Source organism: Microcoleus sp. CAWBG58, from assembly GCF_020883045.1.
Classification (GTDB): domain Bacteria; phylum Cyanobacteriota; class Cyanobacteriia; order Cyanobacteriales; family Microcoleaceae; genus Microcoleus.
Genome location: NZ_JAHRFA010000012.1, coordinates 53,219 through 72,375 on the forward strand (window position 1 = coordinate 53,219; position 19,157 = coordinate 72,375).

A 19,157-nucleotide genomic window follows, 5' to 3' on the forward strand; every position below is an offset into this window, starting at 1 on the left:
TTACTCGAAGGCTATTTAACTACTGACTACTGAGTAATAACGTTCGCGAGCGGGGACAGCACTATGAGAACTGACAACTGACAACTAACAACTGACTAATGACAACAATTAAGTTTTTGAAACAGCCGACTTCGCCAGCTTGGATCGAACAGGCGATCGCACATTTGGATACAATCTTATTAGATCATTCTCACTGCGAGCGGAAAGCAGCCGGAGTAGCGTTAAATTTAATGTTTCGCTACCCAGCGCGGGAAAAAATGGTAAGGATGTTAACCGCCATCGCCCGCGAAGAATTGGAGCATTTCGAGCAAGTCAACCAGCGCTTAGAAGAGCGCGGGATCGCTTTGGGCCCTTTGGCTGCGCCTCCCTACGGTGGGGGTTTGTCCGCCCAAATTCGCAAGCAGGAACCGGAGAGACTTTTGGATTCTTTGTTGGTTTCTGGGTTGATTGAAGCGCGGAGTCACGAGCGGTTGGGGCTGCTAGGCGAGCATTGTCCCGACGCAGAATTAGCTAAGTTTTACCGCAGTTTGATGGCTTCGGAAGCGCGCCATTACGGGGTATATTGGATTTTGGCAACAACTTATTTCGATCGCGCTCTTGTTATTGAGCGGCTGGAGGAATTATCATTGATAGAGAGCGAGTTGCTGGCAACTCTTTATCTTGAACCGAGAATTCATAGTTAAAAGTTGGGTGCATTTCCAGACTGTAAAACACTAATTGTCAGTAAAATTACAGTTGCCAAAGTCAAAAAATAAGTATAATTAGCAACAAGTAATGAGAACCCAACATCGGGATTTTTTAATTCGTTCCTGGGAAACGCGCGATCGGGCTGAGGCATTCCATTTAATTCAGAATGTTTTGGTAGAGTACGGTTTACAATGCGAAGTTCATGGCGCCGATCGAGATGTCTATGATGTAGAACTACACTATCAGAAGAAGGGCGGGGAATTTTGGGTAGTTGAAAAGCACGATCGAATAGTCGGTACAGCGGCTTACTATCCCGTCCAACGCGGAAAGAATGCTGTGGAAATCCGCAAAATGTATATTTTGCCAGCAGCAAGGGGACAAGGTTTGGGGAAATTTTTACTGCAAGCATTGGAAAGTAAAATTATCGCTCGCGGCTTTGATGAAATCTGGATCGAAACTGCTAGCGTTCTCAAAGAAGCTGTTAAAATGTACGAAACTAGCGGATATCTACCGACAACGGGTGTGGAAACAGCAAGGTGCGATCGGGTTTACGTAAAATCTCTCGGCGTCAACAAGCTAGAATAGAGATTCGCGATCGCTTGGAAATAGTAATAATGCTTTCAGCGATCTGAAACAACAAAAGCAGGATAAAAACCAATGACTATCCTCACAGAAAATTCTCAATCTCAAAATAACACTAGCAACAAATCTCTCGACGGCCCAAAAGAAGGGAGATTTGTTCAGACAGTCCGGGGGATTTTAAATCCCCTCTATTATTTAGAGAAAAATTATAAGACATACGGCGACATTTTCACCACCCAATTCAGCAACTTTCCGCCCCAGGTAGTTATTAGCAATCCTCAAGCAATTCAAGAAATTTTCACAGGGGATAGTAAATTCTTTGAATCTGGTACGGGAAACCAAGTAACGTTACCTTTAGTAGGCCCCAATTCCTTATTGTTGTTAGATGGCGATCGACATTTGCAGCAGCGCAAGCTTTTAATGCCACCTTTGCACGGTGAACGTATGAAAGCTTACGGAGAAATCATCCGCGACATCACCGAAAAAGCAATTAATACTTGGACTCCTGGTAATACTTTCGTAGCCCAAGCAACCATGCAAAACATTTCTTTGGATGTGATTTTGCACGCAGTTTTTGGGTTGAGCGAAGGAGAACGCTACCAACAAATTCACCAATTAATGGTTGATATGTTCAGCGTGTTTAGTAATCCATTAAATGCTACCTTTTTGCTGGTAAAGTCACTGCAAAAAGATTTGGGTGCTTGGAGTCCTTGGGGACGGTTTTTGCGGCAGAGACAGCGTTTGGATGAACTGCTTTATCAAGAAATTCGCGATCGCAAAACTCAATCTCAACCCTTGGGTGAAGACATCCTCAGCTTGTTGGTTTCAGCCCGCGACGAAGCCGGAGAGCCGATGAGCGATGTTGAATTGCGCGATGAATTAATGACAATGTTATTCGCGGGACATGAAACTACAGCTACAGCTTTAGCCTGGGCTTTGTATTGGATTCACTATCTGCCGGAAGTTCGCGAAAAACTGCTGCAAGAACTCTCTTCTATTGATGTTGACAATTGCGATGGGATGGAAATTGCTAAACTGCCGTATTTGAATGCTGTCTGTTCGGAAACGCTGCGAATTTATCCGATCGTATTTTTTGCATTTCCGCGCGTTCCGCAAGCTCCGATGCAGTTAATGGGTTATGATATTCCCAAAGGAGTCATGCTTTCTACCTGCATTTATTTGGTTCATCACCGAGAGGATCTTTACCCCGAACCAAATCGTTTTAAACCAGAACGTTTTCTAGAAAGGCAATTTTCACCTTACGAATATTTGCCGTTTGGGGGAGGGAACCGTCGCTGTATTGGCGCAGCATTTGCGATGTTTGAAATGAAGTTAGTTTTGGCGAAAGTGCTGTCGCGATATTCTTTGGAACTTGCAGAAAATCGTCCGATTTTACCAGTACGCCGCGGTTTGACAATGGCGCCCGCTGGCGGTGTGCGTCTGGTGGTAAAGGTTAGTTTGTCGTAATTTGTCGTAGTGTCGTAGGGTGCGTCAGTATGCGCGATATTTGGTGATGTTGAGAAGCTATAGCCTTTCTTAGATAGGTGAGGTACGTTGTTGGGCTTTAGCCCTCTTATATTTCAATACGGTTTACTTAACACTTTTTTGCGAAGTTCATCTGACGATTTTATAGGCAGTACAGGAGTTTTTTGCAAGTCAGATCCTTCTTAAGTCAACCGTATTGTCTTATATTTATTATATAGTAAGCGAGGTCGCATCAAAAACTCCATTTACACTCATACCTCATCTTTCTGATAAATGCTATAGTGGCTGACGCACCATAGTTTGTTGAAAGGTGCGTCAGCTTACAGGATTTTCTGTGCTATTTGAATCCCTAACTGACGCACCCTACGAAGAACCAATAACCAATAACCAATCAATACTTCGGACAGTTTTAGATCTAATCGAGTATCTCAAACCCTTGATGGCTATAGGGATGAGTATTTTTTCAATCTTTAAGTCTAGCCCGGAGTTTCAAAAAAACATTAAAAATGCCAGGGCTTACGCTGTAACGCTTACAGAGTCGTTAAAAAAATGTCCGAAGTATTGACCAATAACTAATAACTAATTTCTTTTTTGCCGCAGCGGAATCTGGATCGCAAATTCGGAACCTTCTCCCAATACAGAATTGCACGTCAGCTCGCCACCGTGTTTTTCTACGACAATAGAGTGCGAAATCGCCAATCCTAAGCCTGTGCCTTTGCCGATGGGTTTTGTTGTGAAAAATGGGTCAAACAACCGCCTTTTCACGTTTTCGCTCATTCCGGGGCCTGTGTCAGCTATCCGCATCATTACGCAGTTATTGTTGGTTACTTCGGTGCGAATTCTAATTGCTAAATCCTTACCTTCCTTGCATTCTGGTTTATTTGTCTCCATTTCCAATGCGTCGATCGCATTGCTCAACAAATTCATAAATACTTGGTTTAACTGACCGGGATAACATTCAACTAAAGGCAAGTTACCGTATTCTTTAGTAACATTTATTTGCGGGCGATCGGCTTTATTTTTTAGGCGATTTTGCAAAATCATCAGCGTGCTTTCTATGCCTTCGTGAATGTCAACTTGCTTCATTTCGGCTTCGTCCAATCTTGAGAAAGTCCGCAGGCTCAAAACTATGTCGCGGATGCGATCGGCTCCGACTTTCATAGATGTGACAATTTTTGGTAAATCTTCAAAAATATAATCAATTTCCAAGGATTCTCTGGCATTTAAAATTGCTGCACTAGGCTCGGGGTATTCACGCTGGTAAAATTGCAGCATTTTTAGCAAGTTTTCAGTGTATTCGCTGACATAGGTGAGATTACCGTAGATAAAGTTAACTGGGTTGTTGATTTCGTGGGCGACACCTGCTACTAATTGTCCCAAACTAGACATTTTTTCACTTTGAATTAATTGAGTTTGGGTGCGTTGAAGTTGGTGTAAAGTTTGTTCTAGCTGTTGAGTTTGAGCTTGAGCTAATCGAGCGGTTGTGCGGGTTTGGGTGTACAATTTTGCGTGGTCGATCGCGATCGCAATTTGAGCAATCACCGCTTGCATCAGTTCGACTTCTGAGTCGCTCCAATGTCGCACATACAAAGCCTGATAGCACGTAATCGCTCCAATATCGCCGGAAGCAGTGTGAATTGGTAGCGACAGCACTGAGTTAACTTCTATTGCTTGAAAAGCTTGGCGCAATTCTACATTGTCAAAAGTGCTAACATCATCAATTCGCAGAATTTCTCGGCGCAAAATTTGCTCGACTCCTACACTTGATGTGTCCTGTATAACATAAGTACCTAGGAAACTTGGCAAAGCTGCATTTTTGGCTTCGCAAGTCACGTCCCAAACCGGAGGATTGCTGTTGGGACGGTACCAAGTGAAGATGCACCAATCTGGCTGCATGAGATTGTGAATTTCTTGAACGGCGGTTGCTAAAATTGTGTCTAAATCTAAAGAAATGCGAATTTGGTTGGCTATTTGATTGAGTAGTTGTTCTCTCTGAGCTTGCTGTCTGAGGGCTTGTTCCGATCGCACTAATATTTCTTCTGCAAGGAAGCGATCGGTTAAATCTTGGACGACTGCTTGAATAACGCTTTCATTTCCAACTTCGATGACTGTCAGCACGACTTCTGCGGGAAAATTCGTACCGTCTAAACGCTGGTGAACCCAATCAAAACGGTGATTACCACATTCAAAGGCGATCGCCATCATCTCATTCGCCATGCTCAAAGAGTCTCTGCCGTTGGGTTGGAAAGGAGGCGAAAATTCGCCTGGATTCTTGCCGAAAAACTGCTCTTTGCTAGTGGCTCTCAATAGTTTTATGGTGGTGTTGTTGACATCGCGGATCCCATTTTCATCTAACATTAAAACAGCCAAACTGGTTGATTCGTAAAGCAATCTAAATTTAGCTTCCGACTGCTGCAATGCCATTTCTGTTTGCTTGCGATCGGTAATGTCGGCAACCATTGCCAAAGCGCCGATATAGCGCCCTTCTTTGTCTGGCAATGGATTAGTAGAAAGCATCGCCCACAACTCGCTCCCGTCTCGGCGCAGGAACTTAAAATCGTGCTGTTCGCGAATTCCTTGACTGCGGCGGTTGAGATTGGCTTGGGCGATCGCGATGCCTTCTGCATCCATGAAAGCAAATAGTGACTGCCCGATCGCTTCCTCTACGGTGCAGCCTAGCATATCAGCCATTTTTTGGTTGACAAAAGTAGTTTTACCCTCCGCATCGATCATCCAAATGCCTTCATCGGCTGTTTCGACAATGCACCTGTATTTTTCCTCGCTTTCCCTGAGGGCTTCTTCTGCTAATTGGCGAGCCGTAATGTTTTGAGTCATTAGCAATCCGCCGGTGATTTCTTGCCGTTCGTTTCTGACTGGCAAAGTATAAGCGAGGTAAATGCGATCGCCATAGGTAAATTCTGTAACAACTGTTTCTCCAGCCAGGGCCGCCAGATAATTTGGCTCGACAGCAGCGCAAAAATCCGGCTGGAATACTTCCCAGATTGTCTTGCCTTCCATTAACTCTTTAGAAAGCCCCACTCCTACTAATTCTGTGCCTTCTACCAGGGTAAAGCGCATTTCGCGATCGAACAGCATCACCGCACTGTTGGGAATGTTGCTTGCCATAGTGCGGTAGAGCTGTTCGCTTTTTTGGAGGGCTGCTTCTGCTTGTTTGCGATCGCTAATGTCAATAACCAGTGCACCCATGCCGATCGCCTCACCGTCTTTGTCGAGTAGAGGAAAATAAGAGGCTGTCATGTGTCGCATAATCCCCGGATTTCTGGGATTCTCAGCGCTCATTTCCATGTTAATTAGAGGTTGCTTGGTTCTCAATATTTGTTCGTATAAAGGCTCTACCATTGGAGCGATTTCCGGCAACATTTCGCGTAAAGTCTTGCCAATGTGTTCTGCAGGACTCAGGCTATTTATTTCGGCTAGAAATTGATTAATTTGCACGTACCGAAGTTGGGAATCAAAAATGCAAAATCCTGCGGGTGCCTCCTGCAAAAAGGAATCAAATAGTGCTTGTCTCTGTGCTAATTCTTGTTCTAATTTTTTGCGATCGCTAATGTCTCTGATGCAGCCGACACTTCCAATAGTTTCGCCACGAACATCTTTTAACAGAGAAAGTGACAAGTGCGAGTAAAATTTTTCTCCAGACTTGCGCTGCATGGTAATCTCTAGATCCGACTCGCCTGTTTCTTCTAGCTGTTGAGCCACTAATATAGATAGTAATTCTCGCTGTTCCTGCAGATAAAGTAGAGCAATATTTTGACCGATTACTTCACTATTCTCATATCCGTAGAGTTTTTGAGCCTGTTTATTCCAACTGGTGATTGAGCCGCCAGCATCCGTGCAAATTACGGCTTCGCGAATTTGCTCTAAAATCTGATTTTGGAGTTGCAGTTGCGATTTTGCAAGTTCGAGTTCGGCGATTTTTTCTTGGAGTAGTTCGTGAGTTTTTGCCAACTCAGTATTCTGGTTTTCCAGCAATTTTTCTAGATGTGAATTGCAGTGCGGCGGCGCTGATTCCAGCAGCTCGCTATTTTCAGGCTCCCAATTAACAACTTGTTCAGCACTCAACCAAATCGCCCACTCTCCGTCTGTTTCAATTGCCCGCTCCGACACTCGCACGGGTACGAGATGGTTGTTCTTATGTTTGTATGCTGCTGCACGCGTGCCCGCGCACCTATTTTTTGTGGGAATTTCTAGATACTTGTCTCTGCTAGTACACTGTGTTTGAACAATTTCCCAGTAGTTGAGGTTGAGAGTTTCTACAACTGTCCGACCAATAATATTCGCAAAAGCTGGATTTACGTCAAGAAAAGTCCCGTCTGTCCGGCACAATGCCAGCCCGAGCGGGGACGGTTCTAACAATTTGCTGTTGCTGCGCTCTTCTCCTAACTGGCTTTGCATCTGACCTAGCTGGCTTGGGATAATTAATTATATCTTTATTCTCTAAGTTATATGGTTTATTGGTGTGATTTTTATCACTCAGCAAAAAAGCAGGAAGAAGGAAGTTCGGCAACGGATTTCATTCAGTTGACAGTTGACAGTTGACAGTTGACAGTTGACAGCAGGAGGGCAACCTCTCCCGGTCAGTTCGAGGATTGGAGTAACGCCGATCCGCTGAGGGAGGAGAGAGGGACAAAGAGAGGATGGGGAAGAAAAAAGCAGTAAGAATGAACGGGAAGGAGGAAACGGAGAATGAGAATAAACCAGGAAAATCCCAAAACAAGAAGTACAAAACTGCGACAAAGACCATGAATTTATACATGGCATCTTCCCTCTTCCTTCTTCCCTCTTCCCTCTTTTCTCTGTCAACTGTCAACTCTTCTCAACTGTCAACTGCTTTCCTACTTTCCTGCTTTCGGAGTCAACTGTCAACTGTCAACTGTTCCTTCTCTTAATCGCGGGCGATACCTTCGGATCGGGCTGCCAACTGCACTGCACCGGCGACAGCAATGGCAACTCGCTCGTCAAAAACTGAGGGTATAATGTGTTCTTTGTCAAGCTGTGAAGGACTGACTAAAGAGGCGATCGCGTAAGCTGCACCTAGATACATACTGGTCGTAATCGTGCGAGCTTTGCAGTCCAAAGCGCCTCGAAATATCCCCGGAAACGCCAAAACATTGTTGATTTGATTCGGGTAATCGCTGCGTCCGGTAGCAATAATCGCCGCATCCTCCATAATTAATTCTGGCTGAATTTCGGGAATGGGATTTGCCATGGCAAACACGATCGGATTTTCGGCCATCGATCGCACCATCGATCGCGTGAGCACCCCGGGCGCGCTGACACCTAAAAATACATCCGCACCGGCGATCGCATCTTCCAAGGTACCGCCTGAAGCCACAGCAAATTCGAGTTTTTCTGGGTTCATATCCGTGCGATCTTTGGAAAGGACGCCTTTGGAGTCGCACATGATGATGTTTTCGGCACCTGCTTTCCGCAGCAAACGGGCGATCGCGACTCCGGCCGCACCGGCCCCGTTAATTACGATACACACTTCTGCCATTGTTTTTTTGACAAGTTTCAAGGCATTAATTAATGCTGCCAAACTAACAATCGCAGTTCCGTGTTGGTCGTCGTGGAAAATGGGAATATTTAAGGTTTCCCGCAATCTTGCTTCAATTTCAAAGCAGCGAGGTGAAGAAATATCTTCGAGGTTAACGCCACCAAAAACCGGGGCGATATTCTGCACTGTGCGAATAATTTCGTCAGTATCTTGGGTATTCAAACAGATAGGAAAGGCGTCAATTCCGGCAAATTCTTTAAATAGCATGGCTTTGCCTTCCATGACTGGCAGGGCGGCTTCGGGCCCCAGGTTTCCCAGTCCCAAAACTGCGCTACCGTCGGTAACAATGGCAACAGTATTTTGTTTGATTGTCAGGTTGTAAACTTGTTGGGGGTCATTGGCGATCGCGGTACAGATGCGAGCGACTCCTGGAGTGTAGGCCATTGCCAAATCTGACTGGCGTTTGAGGGAAATTTTGCTTTCTACGCTGATTTTACCGCCGCGGTGCAGGTTAAAAGTGCGATCGTACACGTCGATCACTTTGATATTCGGCAGCGCTTTCACTGCTTGCACTATTTCTTCGCTGTGTTCGGTGCTGTAAGCATCGACGGTGATATCGCGCACTGTAGTAGCCCGGGTTTGCTCGATCAAGTCGATTTGGCCGAAGTTGCCGCCCACAGAGCCGATCGCACTGGTGACGCTTGCTAGCATTCCCGGCTGGTTCGGCAGAGCAACGCGAATCGTTAAACTAAAGCTGGGGTTCGGTGTCAGTTTTACCATGATGGCTTGATTAGAGATTTGAGAATTGCAATCTTAGATTTTATCGCCAATGTTAGACAGAAAATTTAATAATTAAAATTTTCAACTGAAATTTTTCACAATTTTTATGAGCTTGCGATGCGATCGCACTATATATCTCCTTCAACAGTTGACAGTTGACAGTTGACAGTTGACAGTTTGAGATCCACCTCTACCTAGAAGTCCGAGTATTGAAGCAGTAAATGATTTTGTTTTATTTCCCCCTTCTTAAGGAGGAGACTTTAAACCCATTCTTCTTGGTAAAGTGCGTCACTTTTCCTTTGTTTAAATTGTGTCAAAACTTGGGACTGATGCACCTTACTAACTATCTATTTTTTTCAATACTTCTGCTAGCTGCAAACTTAATGAATATCTAGCAAAACTCTATTTTGCAACGAGCAGTAAATCCACCTAACTCAACCTAAAATATCTCTTGCGCTCAAGCTTGCTTTCAACAGTTGACAGTTGACAGTTGACAGTTGACAGTTTGAGATCCACCTCTACCTAGAAGTCCGAGGATTGAAACAGTAAATAATTTTGTTTTATTTCTCCCTAGAAGGAGGAGGCTTTGAACCGAGTTTTCTTGGTAAGTGCGTCAGTTTCTCTGTGTTTAAATTGTGTCAAAACTTGGGAATATCGAGCCTCTTCCTTCTTTTTACGCGATCGCGCAGCCCAAGCGAGCCTTTTTCTCTCTTCCTTAACTTTTAAATCCGTTACATCCCGTACATTACAAGTTCGGATGACTGACAACTGACAATGAAGAGGGCGGGCCCGCACCATCCACCGCCCCTACAACTGACAACTGTCAACTGTCAACTGTCAACTGTTAAACGCCTAATTCCTATTGCTATTTTTTAAAGCGAGATACCGAGGAAAGTTAGTGCGGCTTTTTGGCGGCTTTGATTGGGGAGCTAAAAAGTAGATGCACGGCTGCTTGAGCCGGCAGGTAAAAATCAGATCGACTGACAAGCGGGCATGAAGGTATGTTAATTTTGCCTGCTTGTTGAACACTCTTTGATAGTGAGTGAAATCTTGCTTTCGATCGAATTACCTGCACGCTTTGCCCTCATGATTCCAGCGATTGTTACTAATATGCAATCTCTCCCGCACCGGTACTGGCACAGGTTCGGCACAACACAGCGAGTTGCTGGTTGCTAAGTGTCAATGTTACCGATCGCTCGTAGCATCGGCACACATAATTGTAAAGAATTTGCAAGCGAGACAATCGGGGGGAACTTTTTCTAAGTTTTGCAGATCTACTGGTTCCTCGGGTTCGCTGCCGGGGGGAACTATGCACAGAGCAACTTGTCCGACTCCAGCCATGAGTTCGGCAACTCGCTCTAAAATGTTGTTGATTTTGCCAATTAGTTGCTCGGCAGCCTCCAGACTCGGCGCGATAATGAAAAAGGTTTTGACTCCCTCGGGACAAGGGGCGAAACCGAGGGTACACTCTCGTAATAGTGCTTGAGTCGAAAGACTCAGAGGGTCATCGAAGCGATCGATTACTGCTTGATAAAAGGCTTGGGTCAGAGAACGATCGCCAAAAACAGGTTGAGATAACATAACTACTTCCTTCCGTAGAATTTTGGGGAGCATTAAAAAAATATTAACATACGTTAATGTAACTGATTTAAATAAATTATCTAGCGATCGCGATCGTTGACTAGATGCGATCTTTTTTGCTTTGTGTAGCGATCGCAACTGTGATAAAATGTACTATGTGTTAATACCGTCAGTGATTCCACTGCACCAGCAGCTAAAAGCTAAGTACGCAAAATTTTCTCGGGAATCGGGAAGAATAGGAGAGGGGAATCGGCAAGAATAGGAGAGAGGGAAAGAGGGGGAGAGAGGGAGAGGGGGAGAGGGAGAGAGGGAGAGAAGGGGGGAGGGGGAGAGGGGGAGAGGGAAATTGCCTGAGTTGTAAGATTATTATTGGCACAAAGTGCTTAATCTAGAGTTTAAAATAAACATCCAATCAAAATATAAAAGATGAACTCGATCGCCCAACAGTTAAAAACAAGATTTGAAAAAGCCTTCACTTCCGCATTCGGCGAGAGTTATGCCGATACGGATCTGATGCTAGCACCTGCGAATAATCCCAGGTTTGGGGACTTTCAGTGCAATGCGGCGATGAGTTTGGGCAAAAAGTTAGGCAAGCCACCGCGGGCGATCGCCTCTACGATCGTCGAAAATCTAGATATTGCCGACATCTGCGAAACCCCAGAAATCGCTGGCCCGGGTTTTATCAATTTGAAGCTGAAACCGGCTTATTTGGAAGCGCAGATCAGCGCAATCGCCGCCGACACCGGTTTGGGGATTTCACCGACTAAAACGCCTCAGAGAATCGCGATCGACTTTTCGAGCCCGAATATCGCCAAAGAAATGCACGTCGGACATTTGCGATCGACAATCATCGGAGATGCGATCGCCCGCACCCTCGAATTTCAAGGCCACGACGTAATCAGAATTAACCACATCGGCGACTGGGGCACCCAATTCGGAATGCTAATCGCCTACCTGCGGGAAGTTCACCCCGAAGCATTAACAACTGCTGACGCCCTAGACTTAGGCGATTTAGTCGCATTTTACCGCCAAGCAAAACAGCGCTTCGACGCAGACGAAACCTTCAAAGAAACCGCCCGCCAAGAAGTAGTAAAACTGCAAGCAGGCGCCGAAGACACCCGCCGCGCATGGAAATTGCTGTGCGATCAATCCCGCCGCGAATTCCAAGTAATATACGACTTGCTAGACATCAAACTAACCGAACGCGGCGAATCATTTTACAATCCTTTATTACCCGCAGTCATCGAAGACTTAACCAATCTCGGTTTGCTAGTAGAAAGTGACGGCGCCAAATGCGTTTTTGTAGACGGTTTCACCAACAAAGAAGGCGAACCGCTACCGCTAATCGTCCAAAAAACCGACGGCGGCTACAACTACGCCACCACCGATTTAGCAGCAGTTCGCTACCGCATCCAAAACGACAAGGCAAAGCGCATAATTTACGTCACAGATTCCGGACAATCCAACCATTTCGCCCAAGTATTTGCAGTAGCCAGAAAAGCCAATTGGATTCCCGAAGATGTCGAAATTGTCCACATTCCCTTCGGTTTGGTATTAGGAGAAGACGGCAAAAGATTGAAAACTCGTTCTGGGGAGGCAGTGCGGTTGCAAGATTTGCTCGATGAGGCGATCGCGCGCACCCGCAAAGATTTGGAAGACAGATTAATAAAAGAAGAAAGACAGGAGACTGAAGAGTTTAAAGCTAACGTAGCTCACGTAGTTGGTTTGAGTGCCGTTAAGTATGCCGATTTGAGTCAAAACCGCGCCAGCAACTATGTATTTAGTTACAACAAAATGCTCGCATTGCAAGGAAATACAGCACCTTATATGCTGTATGTTTGCGCGCGCGTGCAGGGAATCGCCCGCAAGGGTGAGATTGATTTCGAGAATTTAGATGCTGGTGCGAAAGTAATTTTGCAGTCGGATGCTGAGTTAGTTTTAGCCAAGCATTTATTGCAATTCAGTGAAGTGATAAATGCTGTTGGCAGCGATTTGTTACCGAATCGGATTTGTCAGTATTTGTTTGAATTGAGTCAAAAATACAATCAATTTTACGAACAGTGTCAGGTATTGGATGCTGAGGAACCGTTGCGGACTTCGCGGTTAATCTTGTGCGATTTGACAGCTAGGACTTTGAAATTAGGATTAGGATTGTTGGGAATTCAAGTCTTAGAAAGGATGTAATCTAAGGTTTGTAGTGAGGACTTTAGTCCTTCCAAAGCGACTTAGAGGCGGGTTCGCTAACAATAATTGCCTGAAATTAACCATCTCGAAAACCCGCCCCGGCCCGATCGCACAACCCACATATTTATCAACCTGATTTTCGGTACATGGGGATTTATCGTTGGGGCGGGGCGGGTTTTATACATTGTCGGTTTGAGATTGAGATTGTTGGCGAACCCGCCCCTACATTAGAAAATTAATTTATCTATCGAATTCAGTTATAGCACATATTTAAAATCTAAAATTTATCGATTTTTGTTAACAATCAAACTTTCCAAAATGTCTTTAAACACTGTCACCACAATTTGGCGATCGTGATCTCTCACAAAAATCTCAAAATTAGGACTCGAATTAATTTCAATTAACCAATATTCCCCATTTGTATCTAAGGCGATATCAAACCCGGCGTAATTAACCTGAATCTCTTCAAAAACAGGGCGAACAAAATTTTCAATTTCCGAAATAATCTCTGAGTCGGTAATATGCTTAGCTTTTGCACCATCCCAGTGCAGCGGGCTTAAATTCCCCGCAAATCTAGCGCCTGATTTATCTTTTTCATACAGCAAAACTAGCTTATGATTGAAAAAAACCGCCCGATATTCATGTCGGATCTGAATGTAATCTTGAGCTAGACAAACATAGTCATAATCTTTGCTATTGATATTAAATACAGTTGCGATCGCTGCTTGAACTTGCTCTTTCGTTTCACAAAGCAATACATTGTTTCCAGCGGAACCGCGATTTCTTTTCACAATCACAGGAAGCGAAAATGTTTTGCCAACTTCGGCTGCAATTTCTGCACAATCTTTAAAATCTAGATATTTGTGATATTTCTCCTCGCAAAAAGGCGATAGAAATCCTAGAGTTTTAGGAGTTTTAATCTTGCTTTTCAGTAAGTGATAGGTATATTCTTTGTCTTTAAATATGTGTACGATTTGCTCGTTGTTAAACGGCATACTGAAATTAACAAAATAATAGTCTTGACCGTTCAGTTTGATTCTAACTAAGTTTTGGTTTGGTGCGAGGATTTCATAACTGATATTTAACTCTTGACAAGCTTCCAGAACCAGACTGATATTTGTCTGCATAATTTGATCGGTATAAATTATTTAGGACTGGCACCGTGACTGATGAAACCGGGTTTCTTCGACTATTTTTGATCGGTGTTGGCAAAACTCGTAGAAACCCGGTTTCTAGCCCCACGCGCAGTCCCTAATTTTTTTCATTCATACTATACCACAGTAGGAAGCAAGGAGAATTACTGAATATTTTTCCACTCGCGAGCATCCACAAATCGCGACAAATGCCCGACATTTGTTGTAGCAATTACAACTGTTTCTCCACCTTCACCAGCCAGTATAGCTTGAGCAGCTAAAATCACATCTCCATCTAATTCTTTGGAGTCTGCTGTTGGCATTCCTGCTTGACGCGATGTCGCCCACAACTCAGCCGCCTTGAGTATCATCGGTGTGGTTATTGGCAAGTATTCAAGCCTTTCTTTCCAGTCATCAAGCCGTCTAACTCCTGCCAGTTTATTTGCACGCAGCAACTCTCGCCTTACTTCATAGTCGGCTATTTCAGGTAAAATCACCCTGTAACCTTTGAGCAACAAAGAGCGCACCCACATCCGGCATTCGACTGTCACAGCCGACCCTTTGGGATTTGTCAATGTTCCTAAAGGGCCAGAATCTAATAATACAATCATTGTTTTTGAAATAAAAGTCGCTGTGATGACAGGCGGTCTTCATCTAATGCTTTTTGCAAGTATTCAAATGTCTCTGTCTGTTCCTCAGCGTCTCCTTCTTGTGACCATTTATCTAACCACTCAATTGCGGCTAAATTTCTCTCCATTTGTTCTTCTTTTGTGCGGGGAGGAAGCACAGGTGATGGATTTTTATTGACTAAATTTAGCCAATAAGTTAACCGCCGATCTACTACTTCCGTAACGATCGCCTTCAGTTCTTCAACGGTTAAGTCGGATACTCGTTTGGTTTGGAGAATTATCGCTTGCAGTTCTGCAACTGTCAAGTCTGCTACGAGTTTTGTTTCCATTTTGGTGCCTCCTTGCGTGAAAGTGATTTTAAAGATTTGAGCTTAGAGAACCGATCGCAATTCTCGCATCTCAAATTCTGGCATTCTCAACCAAACAACCGCTGCTGACCGTTTGCCGCCTCTTTCCCGGCATAAATTTCGCGGGTTCCCTTGGGAATGTAAATCCAACCAAACTCTTGCAAGCGGTTGGTCAAATTGGAAATGCTCACTCCCAATTCATCTCTCATTTTGTATAAATGCGACCACTTGGTTAAATCCCGTCCCTGTCTTTTTTCCTCCAAAATACATCGAGGCATTAACAAGCAACTTGCAAAATATTGGGCTTGCCATTCGATCGACAAAACCTTATTATCAGCACCCGCGCCCCGACACACAAACGGTTCCTCGACATCCTGGGCGGTTTTTTCTGTATTGCCCAAGTTTAATTCCAACTGTTTCACATTCCCGTCTGCTTCGTCTTGATTGACGTGCAGCACCCAGTGGCCGATTTCGTGGGCGATCGTCGATTCGATAAACCCCGGCGGTTTTTCGAGAATCAATTCGTTGATTTCGATTAACCGCTGCTGGGGTAAAATCCTGGCGGCGATCGCACCTTCCTCATCTGGTTCAATGCAGTCCCAGACTACGCCCAAGTCCAGAAAATCAGCTACCGTTGTCGCTTCAAAAGGCCATTTCGGAGCAAAATTTTGCGTTTTCTGCATCTGCATCAGGATGTCATTTGCCAAACGCTCGATCGATTCTTTGGGATAGAAGCAATACGGTTTAAAAATACTCACTGTGATAGGCCTCTGTTACGCTTCAAAAGATTGTTTGAGCCAATCTGGATTTTCTTGCATCCGCCGGAAAAGAGCCTGCATTTCCTTCGGATTCTGCTTCAGCAGCGCTTCATACTGCTGAGGCAGCCTCCCCGCCAGAAAAATCAATTCCTCTTCGTTGATATCGAGATTCCGCGCTAAAGCTCTGATTACCTCTTCTTTTGGCGCGTAATCGGCGCGATCGTTCTCCAGCTTCGACAAATAAGTAAAATCCACACTTAACATACCAGCTAGCTCACGTTGTGAGTAAGCCTTGTCCTTGCGAGCTTGACGGATCAGTCTTCCAAATGTTTGTTCCACGGTTTTTTGCCTCCTGACAGGCATTCTAGCCTGTTTTGATGAAAAGTTCAACAAAATACTTGACGGGAAAATCAACCCGCGCTACCATGAGGTTAGTTGACGGTTTAGTCAACCCAGTTAACCACACAGGTATGGTTGAGGGTGCAAAATATCCAGACAAAACACTAGATATAGCACCATTAACTTTAGAGGAGCGATCGGCGCTGGGCGTCAAAACGCTTGTACGCAGCAAATTAAGGAGGAACAGATAGCAAATGCTGAGAACCTGGACAGACACGCATTACAAGCTCGAAGACGATGACTGGCTGTACATCGCCACCCACGAAGAACAAAGCTCGGCCTCACTGGTTTGTCCGGGCTACGCACGGGATGGCGAAGGCTTCAGCATCCACTTCACCCCAGCGCACTTAGAAACGTTAGAGCATTTGCTCACCGCGCTGCGAATTATTCAAGCTCAACAAGAGGCGCTGCTTGAGTACACATATCCAGAACCAAAAGCCACAACACATCTCATTCGGTAATCAATTGAAGGAAGTTCGGCAACGAGCAATGTACGGGATGCAACGGATGTAGCGGATTAGCAATTGCCAATTCCCCATAGTCAGTAAATCAATAAATAACCAAGGAAAAACGAACAATGACTACTACAAAAGAAAGACCTACATTTTCAGTATTTGGAGCCAAACCAACCAATGCTTTGCTAGTACCAGAAATTCCGATCGCAGTTCGCAACAACTGCCAGTCGGGCCAATGGGCGATCGGCGATACAGACTACGGTTCCAAGTGTTCGATCACCATCCTCAAATTTGCCAAATTCTTCGGTTCCCTCGGTCAAACTTCCCACACACTTTGGGGTCAACTTTGGTTCGTCGCCGAAACAGGCGAACTGCCCCAAGGAGTTGTCATGGTGACCTACATCAAAAACCGCAGCTTGAACGACTTTAACCGTTTAGTCGCATCAGTTCAATCGCGCGGCGTAGAGCCAGCAACCGGAATATTTATCCCCGAATTTGTCAAACATTCCGGTCAAAAACCCGACGACAGCGGAGTAGTAAAACCGATCAATTACTACAGTTTAAAATGGTCGTGGATGGAGCGGAAAGACTGGGGAGTTATCGATCAAGCAGCAGCAGTTTTATCCGATCTGAGCAATCAATCGCGGATGATTGACTTGGAAGGAACCAGGGCTATGATTTGTTTAGACAACCTACCAGCAGCACAAGTTGCGTCCTTGATGGCCGCTCACGCCAACGGTGAAAGCGATGCTATTGCTTTGAATTCCAACGGTAATATGTCCCTACCATCAGCGGAAGACAGAGCAACTGCTGACTTGTTCTAATTTTGTGGAAAAGGCGCGATTAAATCGCGCCTTTTCCGTAACCGTGACAGCGAAAAGTAAAATGAAGAAATTAACGAAAATTAAAACCAAACCAAACCTGCAAGAAAGCCGTTTGCGAGAAAATTGCGAGCTACTCGACCAAATTCGGGCAGATACAGTTAACGACATCGAAAGTCTCACCGAAGACTTCCAGCACATGAGTGTAGTTGCCGAATCTATCCGGCGAAATTACCAAGCTTTGCTCTCGGAAAATCAACTGCTTAAAGACACACTTGTAAGTATAGTTGACGATTGCGAGTGCTGGCAATCCAATCGGTGCGCTCGCTGTAAAAAAATTCTCAAATCTCTTGAGAGCAATCATCCAAACTTCCCACCAAATGCAGCCAAAAAATATCGATCTATTCTCAGCCAACTCCGGAACTTAGGATAGTTAAACACGTCTTAGAAACAAGGTCTCGAAAAGCTTAAATCAGGAGCAACAAGCATTATGACATTAGCAAATGTTAAAGATAGCAAAGCCAAAATTCTGCAAAATTTTCAGCAAATTTTAGCTGAAAAGAAAAAGATTGAATCTAAAGTCGAAACGAAAGAACAATCAGCCGAAAAAGCTAAAAACAAACAACTCCTCGAAGTCGCATCTACCTACACAATTGACAGCATTGTCAAAGGCTTGGCAGACTTACAATTAGATTTCGGCAGCATCACCAGCGGACTTTCCGAAAAACTGAAGGCGGAATCTGCAAAATTAGATGAGTTAAAAAAGGCGATCGACATTGAAGCTGAACAATTACAGGAGTTGCAGCAAATTCGAGTTGTAGCAGATGCCCTCCACATTTTAACTCAAGAGCATCAAGAAAAATTGACTTTACTCGAACAAAATGCTGCGAACCAGCGCGAAATTATCGAAAAAGACACGACCCAAAAACGCAAAATTTGGGCAAAAGAACAGCAAGAATTTGACACCGCAGTTTCCGAAAAAACTGCATTCACAACTAAACAGCGCCAGCAGGAAGCGGCAGATTATCAATACCAATTGCAGCGCGATCGCAAAATTGAAACCGACGAATACGAAGAAACGAAGCGCAAATTAGAACGAGAATTGCAAGAGTCTACCCGCGAAAAAGACAAAAACTGGGCCGAAAGAGAAAAAGTCCTTAGCGACAATCAAGCGGAGTTTGAAAAGAATCAGACCAAAGCTGCGGGATTTGAAGAAGAACTCAAACAGGCTTACATCAAAGCCAAAGAAGAAGCAATTCAAGAAGTTTCCCGCGAAGCTAAAGTCAAGGCAGATTTAGCGGATAAAGAATGGGAAGGAAGCAAGCAGGGATATGAGTTGAAAGTACAATCTTTACAGCAAACTATTGCGCGTCAAACTGAACAAATTGCCGAAATTTCTGCACAACTGCAAGCTACGATGAAGCAAGCACAAGATTTGGCAATGAAAGCTTTTGCGAGCAAAGCTTAAAACCCCGTTCGTAGTGAGGACTTTAGTCCGCATCCGGGTTCGTAGTGAGGACTTTAGTCCGCATCCGGGTTCGTAGTGAGGACTTTAGTCCGCATCCGGGTTCGTAGTGAGGACTTTAGTCCGCATCCGGGTTCGCAGCATCGGAATGCAAGTCCTTATTTTCTCAAAACTTTTGGACTGAAGTCCTGACTACGAACCTAATAGGACTGAAGTCCTGACTACGAACCTAATAGGACTGAAGTCCTGACTACGAACCTAATAGGACTGAAGTCCTGACTACGAACCTAATAGGACTGAAGTCCTGACTACGAACCTAATAGGACTGAAGTC

18 protein-coding genes are annotated in these 19,157 nt (G+C 44.6%); 10 read left to right on the top strand and 8 right to left on the bottom strand.

All coding sequences use genetic code 11. The annotated features are described in order from the left end of the window. Positions 1–98: 98 nt before the first annotated feature. The 3 genes from miaE (at position 99) to QZ918_RS07570 (ending at position 2,736) form a co-directional block, all read left to right on the top strand. Complete coding sequence (gene miaE / locus QZ918_RS07560) at positions 99–683, top strand: MiaE family protein (protein WP_293333015.1); 585 nt, start codon at positions 99–101, stop codon at positions 681–683. 91 nt (positions 684–774) lie between these two features. Beyond that, positions 775–1,272 carry a GNAT family N-acetyltransferase gene (locus QZ918_RS07565; RefSeq protein ID WP_293148991.1) on the top strand — a complete coding sequence of 166 codons (498 nt, stop codon included), beginning with the start codon at positions 775–777 and terminating at the stop codon, positions 1,270–1,272. A 72-nt stretch (positions 1,273–1,344) separates the two neighbouring features. After that, positions 1,345–2,736 carry a cytochrome P450 gene (locus tag QZ918_RS07570; RefSeq protein ID WP_293333019.1) on the top strand — a complete coding sequence of 464 codons (1,392 nt, stop codon included), beginning with the start codon at positions 1,345–1,347 and terminating at the stop codon, positions 2,734–2,736. Positions 2,737–3,333: 597 nt separating this feature from the next. Here the strand turns inward: QZ918_RS07570 and QZ918_RS07575 are convergent. Then, positions 3,334–7,170: a PAS domain S-box protein gene (locus tag QZ918_RS07575; RefSeq protein ID WP_293333022.1), complete on the bottom strand. Its 3,837-nt coding sequence runs from the start codon at positions 7,168–7,170 to the stop codon at positions 3,334–3,336. A 347-nt stretch (positions 7,171–7,517) separates the two neighbouring features. Here QZ918_RS07575 and QZ918_RS07580 point away from each other — a divergent pair, with 347 nt between their 5' ends. After that, on the top strand, positions 7,518–7,664 hold the full coding sequence (locus tag QZ918_RS07580) for a hypothetical protein (RefSeq protein ID WP_293333025.1): 147 nt from the start codon (positions 7,518–7,520) through the stop codon (positions 7,662–7,664). Here QZ918_RS07580 and QZ918_RS07585 read toward each other — a convergent pair. After that, a complete protein-coding gene (locus QZ918_RS07585) occupies positions 7,661–9,052 on the bottom strand; it encodes a malic enzyme-like NAD(P)-binding protein (protein ID WP_293148997.1) in 1,392 nt (463 codons plus the stop codon). The genes QZ918_RS07580 and QZ918_RS07585 overlap by 4 nt on opposite strands. 1,185 nt (positions 9,053–10,237) lie before the next feature. Then, positions 10,238–10,633, bottom strand: a complete 396-nt coding sequence (locus QZ918_RS07590; protein ID WP_293148999.1) for a hypothetical protein — start codon at positions 10,631–10,633, stop codon at positions 10,238–10,240. 426 nt (positions 10,634–11,059) lie between these two features. Between QZ918_RS07590 and argS the strand changes: the two genes are divergently transcribed. Next, complete coding sequence (gene argS, locus QZ918_RS07595) at positions 11,060–12,817, top strand: arginine--tRNA ligase (RefSeq protein ID WP_293333028.1); 1,758 nt, start codon at positions 11,060–11,062, stop codon at positions 12,815–12,817. Between the two features lie 284 nt (positions 12,818–13,101). Here argS and QZ918_RS07600 read toward each other — a convergent pair whose 3' ends face one another. The 5 genes from QZ918_RS07600 to QZ918_RS07620 form a co-directional block, all read right to left on the bottom strand. After that, a complete protein-coding gene (locus tag QZ918_RS07600; RefSeq protein WP_293333031.1) occupies positions 13,102–13,944 on the bottom strand; it encodes an ATP-grasp domain-containing protein in 843 nt (280 codons plus the stop codon). A gap of 170 nt (positions 13,945–14,114) precedes the next feature. After that, positions 14,115–14,561 (bottom strand): type II toxin-antitoxin system VapC family toxin, encoded by a 447-nt coding sequence (locus tag QZ918_RS07605; RefSeq protein WP_293333034.1) that lies wholly within the window; start codon positions 14,559–14,561, stop codon positions 14,115–14,117. Further along, positions 14,558–14,908 carry a hypothetical protein gene (locus QZ918_RS07610; RefSeq protein ID WP_293149010.1) on the bottom strand — a complete coding sequence of 117 codons (351 nt, stop codon included), beginning with the start codon at positions 14,906–14,908 and terminating at the stop codon, positions 14,558–14,560. The genes QZ918_RS07605 and QZ918_RS07610 overlap by 4 nt, the downstream gene beginning before the upstream one ends. Positions 14,909–14,994: 86 nt before the next feature. Next, positions 14,995–15,684, bottom strand: coding sequence for an ImmA/IrrE family metallo-endopeptidase (locus QZ918_RS07615; protein WP_293333037.1), 690 nt, complete (start codon positions 15,682–15,684; stop codon positions 14,995–14,997). A 15-nt stretch (positions 15,685–15,699) separates the two neighbouring features. Beyond that, the gene (locus QZ918_RS07620; RefSeq protein ID WP_190739559.1) at positions 15,700–16,023 is read right to left on the bottom strand and encodes a helix-turn-helix domain-containing protein; all 324 of its coding nucleotides are present in this window, start codon (positions 16,021–16,023) and stop codon (positions 15,700–15,702) included. 38 nt (positions 16,024–16,061) lie between these two features. On the opposite strand from QZ918_RS07620, the gene QZ918_RS07625 reads away from it, so the two are divergent. The 5 genes from QZ918_RS07625 to QZ918_RS07645 all read left to right on the top strand — a co-directional run bounded on the left by QZ918_RS07625 (position 16,062) and on the right by QZ918_RS07645 (position 18,827). Beyond that, on the top strand, positions 16,062–16,274 hold the full coding sequence (locus QZ918_RS07625; protein ID WP_293333040.1) for a hypothetical protein: 213 nt from the start codon (positions 16,062–16,064) through the stop codon (positions 16,272–16,274). 3 nt (positions 16,275–16,277) lie between these two features. Further along, positions 16,278–16,544: a hypothetical protein gene (locus QZ918_RS07630; RefSeq protein WP_293149015.1), complete on the top strand. Its 267-nt coding sequence runs from the start codon at positions 16,278–16,280 to the stop codon at positions 16,542–16,544. A 116-nt stretch (positions 16,545–16,660) separates the two neighbouring features. Next, positions 16,661–17,362, top strand: coding sequence for a hypothetical protein (locus QZ918_RS07635; RefSeq protein ID WP_293149017.1), 702 nt, complete (start codon positions 16,661–16,663; stop codon positions 17,360–17,362). Positions 17,363–17,423: 61 nt separating this feature from the next. Then, complete coding sequence (locus QZ918_RS07640) at positions 17,424–17,792, top strand: hypothetical protein (protein ID WP_293149019.1); 369 nt, start codon at positions 17,424–17,426, stop codon at positions 17,790–17,792. Between the two features lie 57 nt (positions 17,793–17,849). Beyond that, on the top strand, positions 17,850–18,827 hold the full coding sequence (locus QZ918_RS07645; protein ID WP_293149020.1) for a coiled-coil domain-containing protein: 978 nt from the start codon (positions 17,850–17,852) through the stop codon (positions 18,825–18,827). Positions 18,828–19,157: the final 330 nt, after the last annotated feature.

Excerpts from the sequence above, each read along its gene's own strand:
- QZ918_RS07580 (WP_293333025.1), top strand. The coding sequence starts at position 7,518 with ATGAATTTATACATGGCATCTTCCCTCTTCCTTCTTCCCTCTTCCCTC.
- QZ918_RS07565 (WP_293148991.1), top strand. The coding sequence starts at position 775 with ATGAGAACCCAACATCGGGATTTTTTAATTCGTTCCTGGGAAACGCGC.
- QZ918_RS07590 (WP_293148999.1), bottom strand. The coding sequence starts at position 10,633 with ATGTTATCTCAACCTGTTTTTGGCGATCGTTCTCTGACCCAAGCCTTT.
- QZ918_RS07640 (WP_293149019.1), top strand. The coding sequence starts at position 17,424 with ATGAAGAAATTAACGAAAATTAAAACCAAACCAAACCTGCAAGAAAGC.
- QZ918_RS07645 (WP_293149020.1), top strand. The coding sequence starts at position 17,850 with ATGACATTAGCAAATGTTAAAGATAGCAAAGCCAAAATTCTGCAAAAT.
- miaE (WP_293333015.1), top strand. The coding sequence starts at position 99 with ATGACAACAATTAAGTTTTTGAAACAGCCGACTTCGCCAGCTTGGATC.
- QZ918_RS07575 (WP_293333022.1), bottom strand. The coding sequence starts at position 7,170 with ATGCAAAGCCAGTTAGGAGAAGAGCGCAGCAACAGCAAATTGTTAGAA.
- QZ918_RS07600 (WP_293333031.1), bottom strand. The coding sequence starts at position 13,944 with ATGCAGACAAATATCAGTCTGGTTCTGGAAGCTTGTCAAGAGTTAAAT.
- QZ918_RS07630 (WP_293149015.1), top strand. The coding sequence starts at position 16,278 with ATGCTGAGAACCTGGACAGACACGCATTACAAGCTCGAAGACGATGAC.
- QZ918_RS07635 (WP_293149017.1), top strand. The coding sequence starts at position 16,661 with ATGACTACTACAAAAGAAAGACCTACATTTTCAGTATTTGGAGCCAAA.
- QZ918_RS07625 (WP_293333040.1), top strand. The coding sequence starts at position 16,062 with ATGAAAAGTTCAACAAAATACTTGACGGGAAAATCAACCCGCGCTACC.
- argS (WP_293333028.1), top strand. The coding sequence starts at position 11,060 with ATGAACTCGATCGCCCAACAGTTAAAAACAAGATTTGAAAAAGCCTTC.
- QZ918_RS07610 (WP_293149010.1), bottom strand. The coding sequence starts at position 14,908 with ATGGAAACAAAACTCGTAGCAGACTTGACAGTTGCAGAACTGCAAGCG.
- QZ918_RS07585 (WP_293148997.1), bottom strand. The coding sequence starts at position 9,052 with ATGGTAAAACTGACACCGAACCCCAGCTTTAGTTTAACGATTCGCGTT.
- QZ918_RS07605 (WP_293333034.1), bottom strand. The coding sequence starts at position 14,561 with ATGATTGTATTATTAGATTCTGGCCCTTTAGGAACATTGACAAATCCC.
- QZ918_RS07570 (WP_293333019.1), top strand. The coding sequence starts at position 1,345 with ATGACTATCCTCACAGAAAATTCTCAATCTCAAAATAACACTAGCAAC.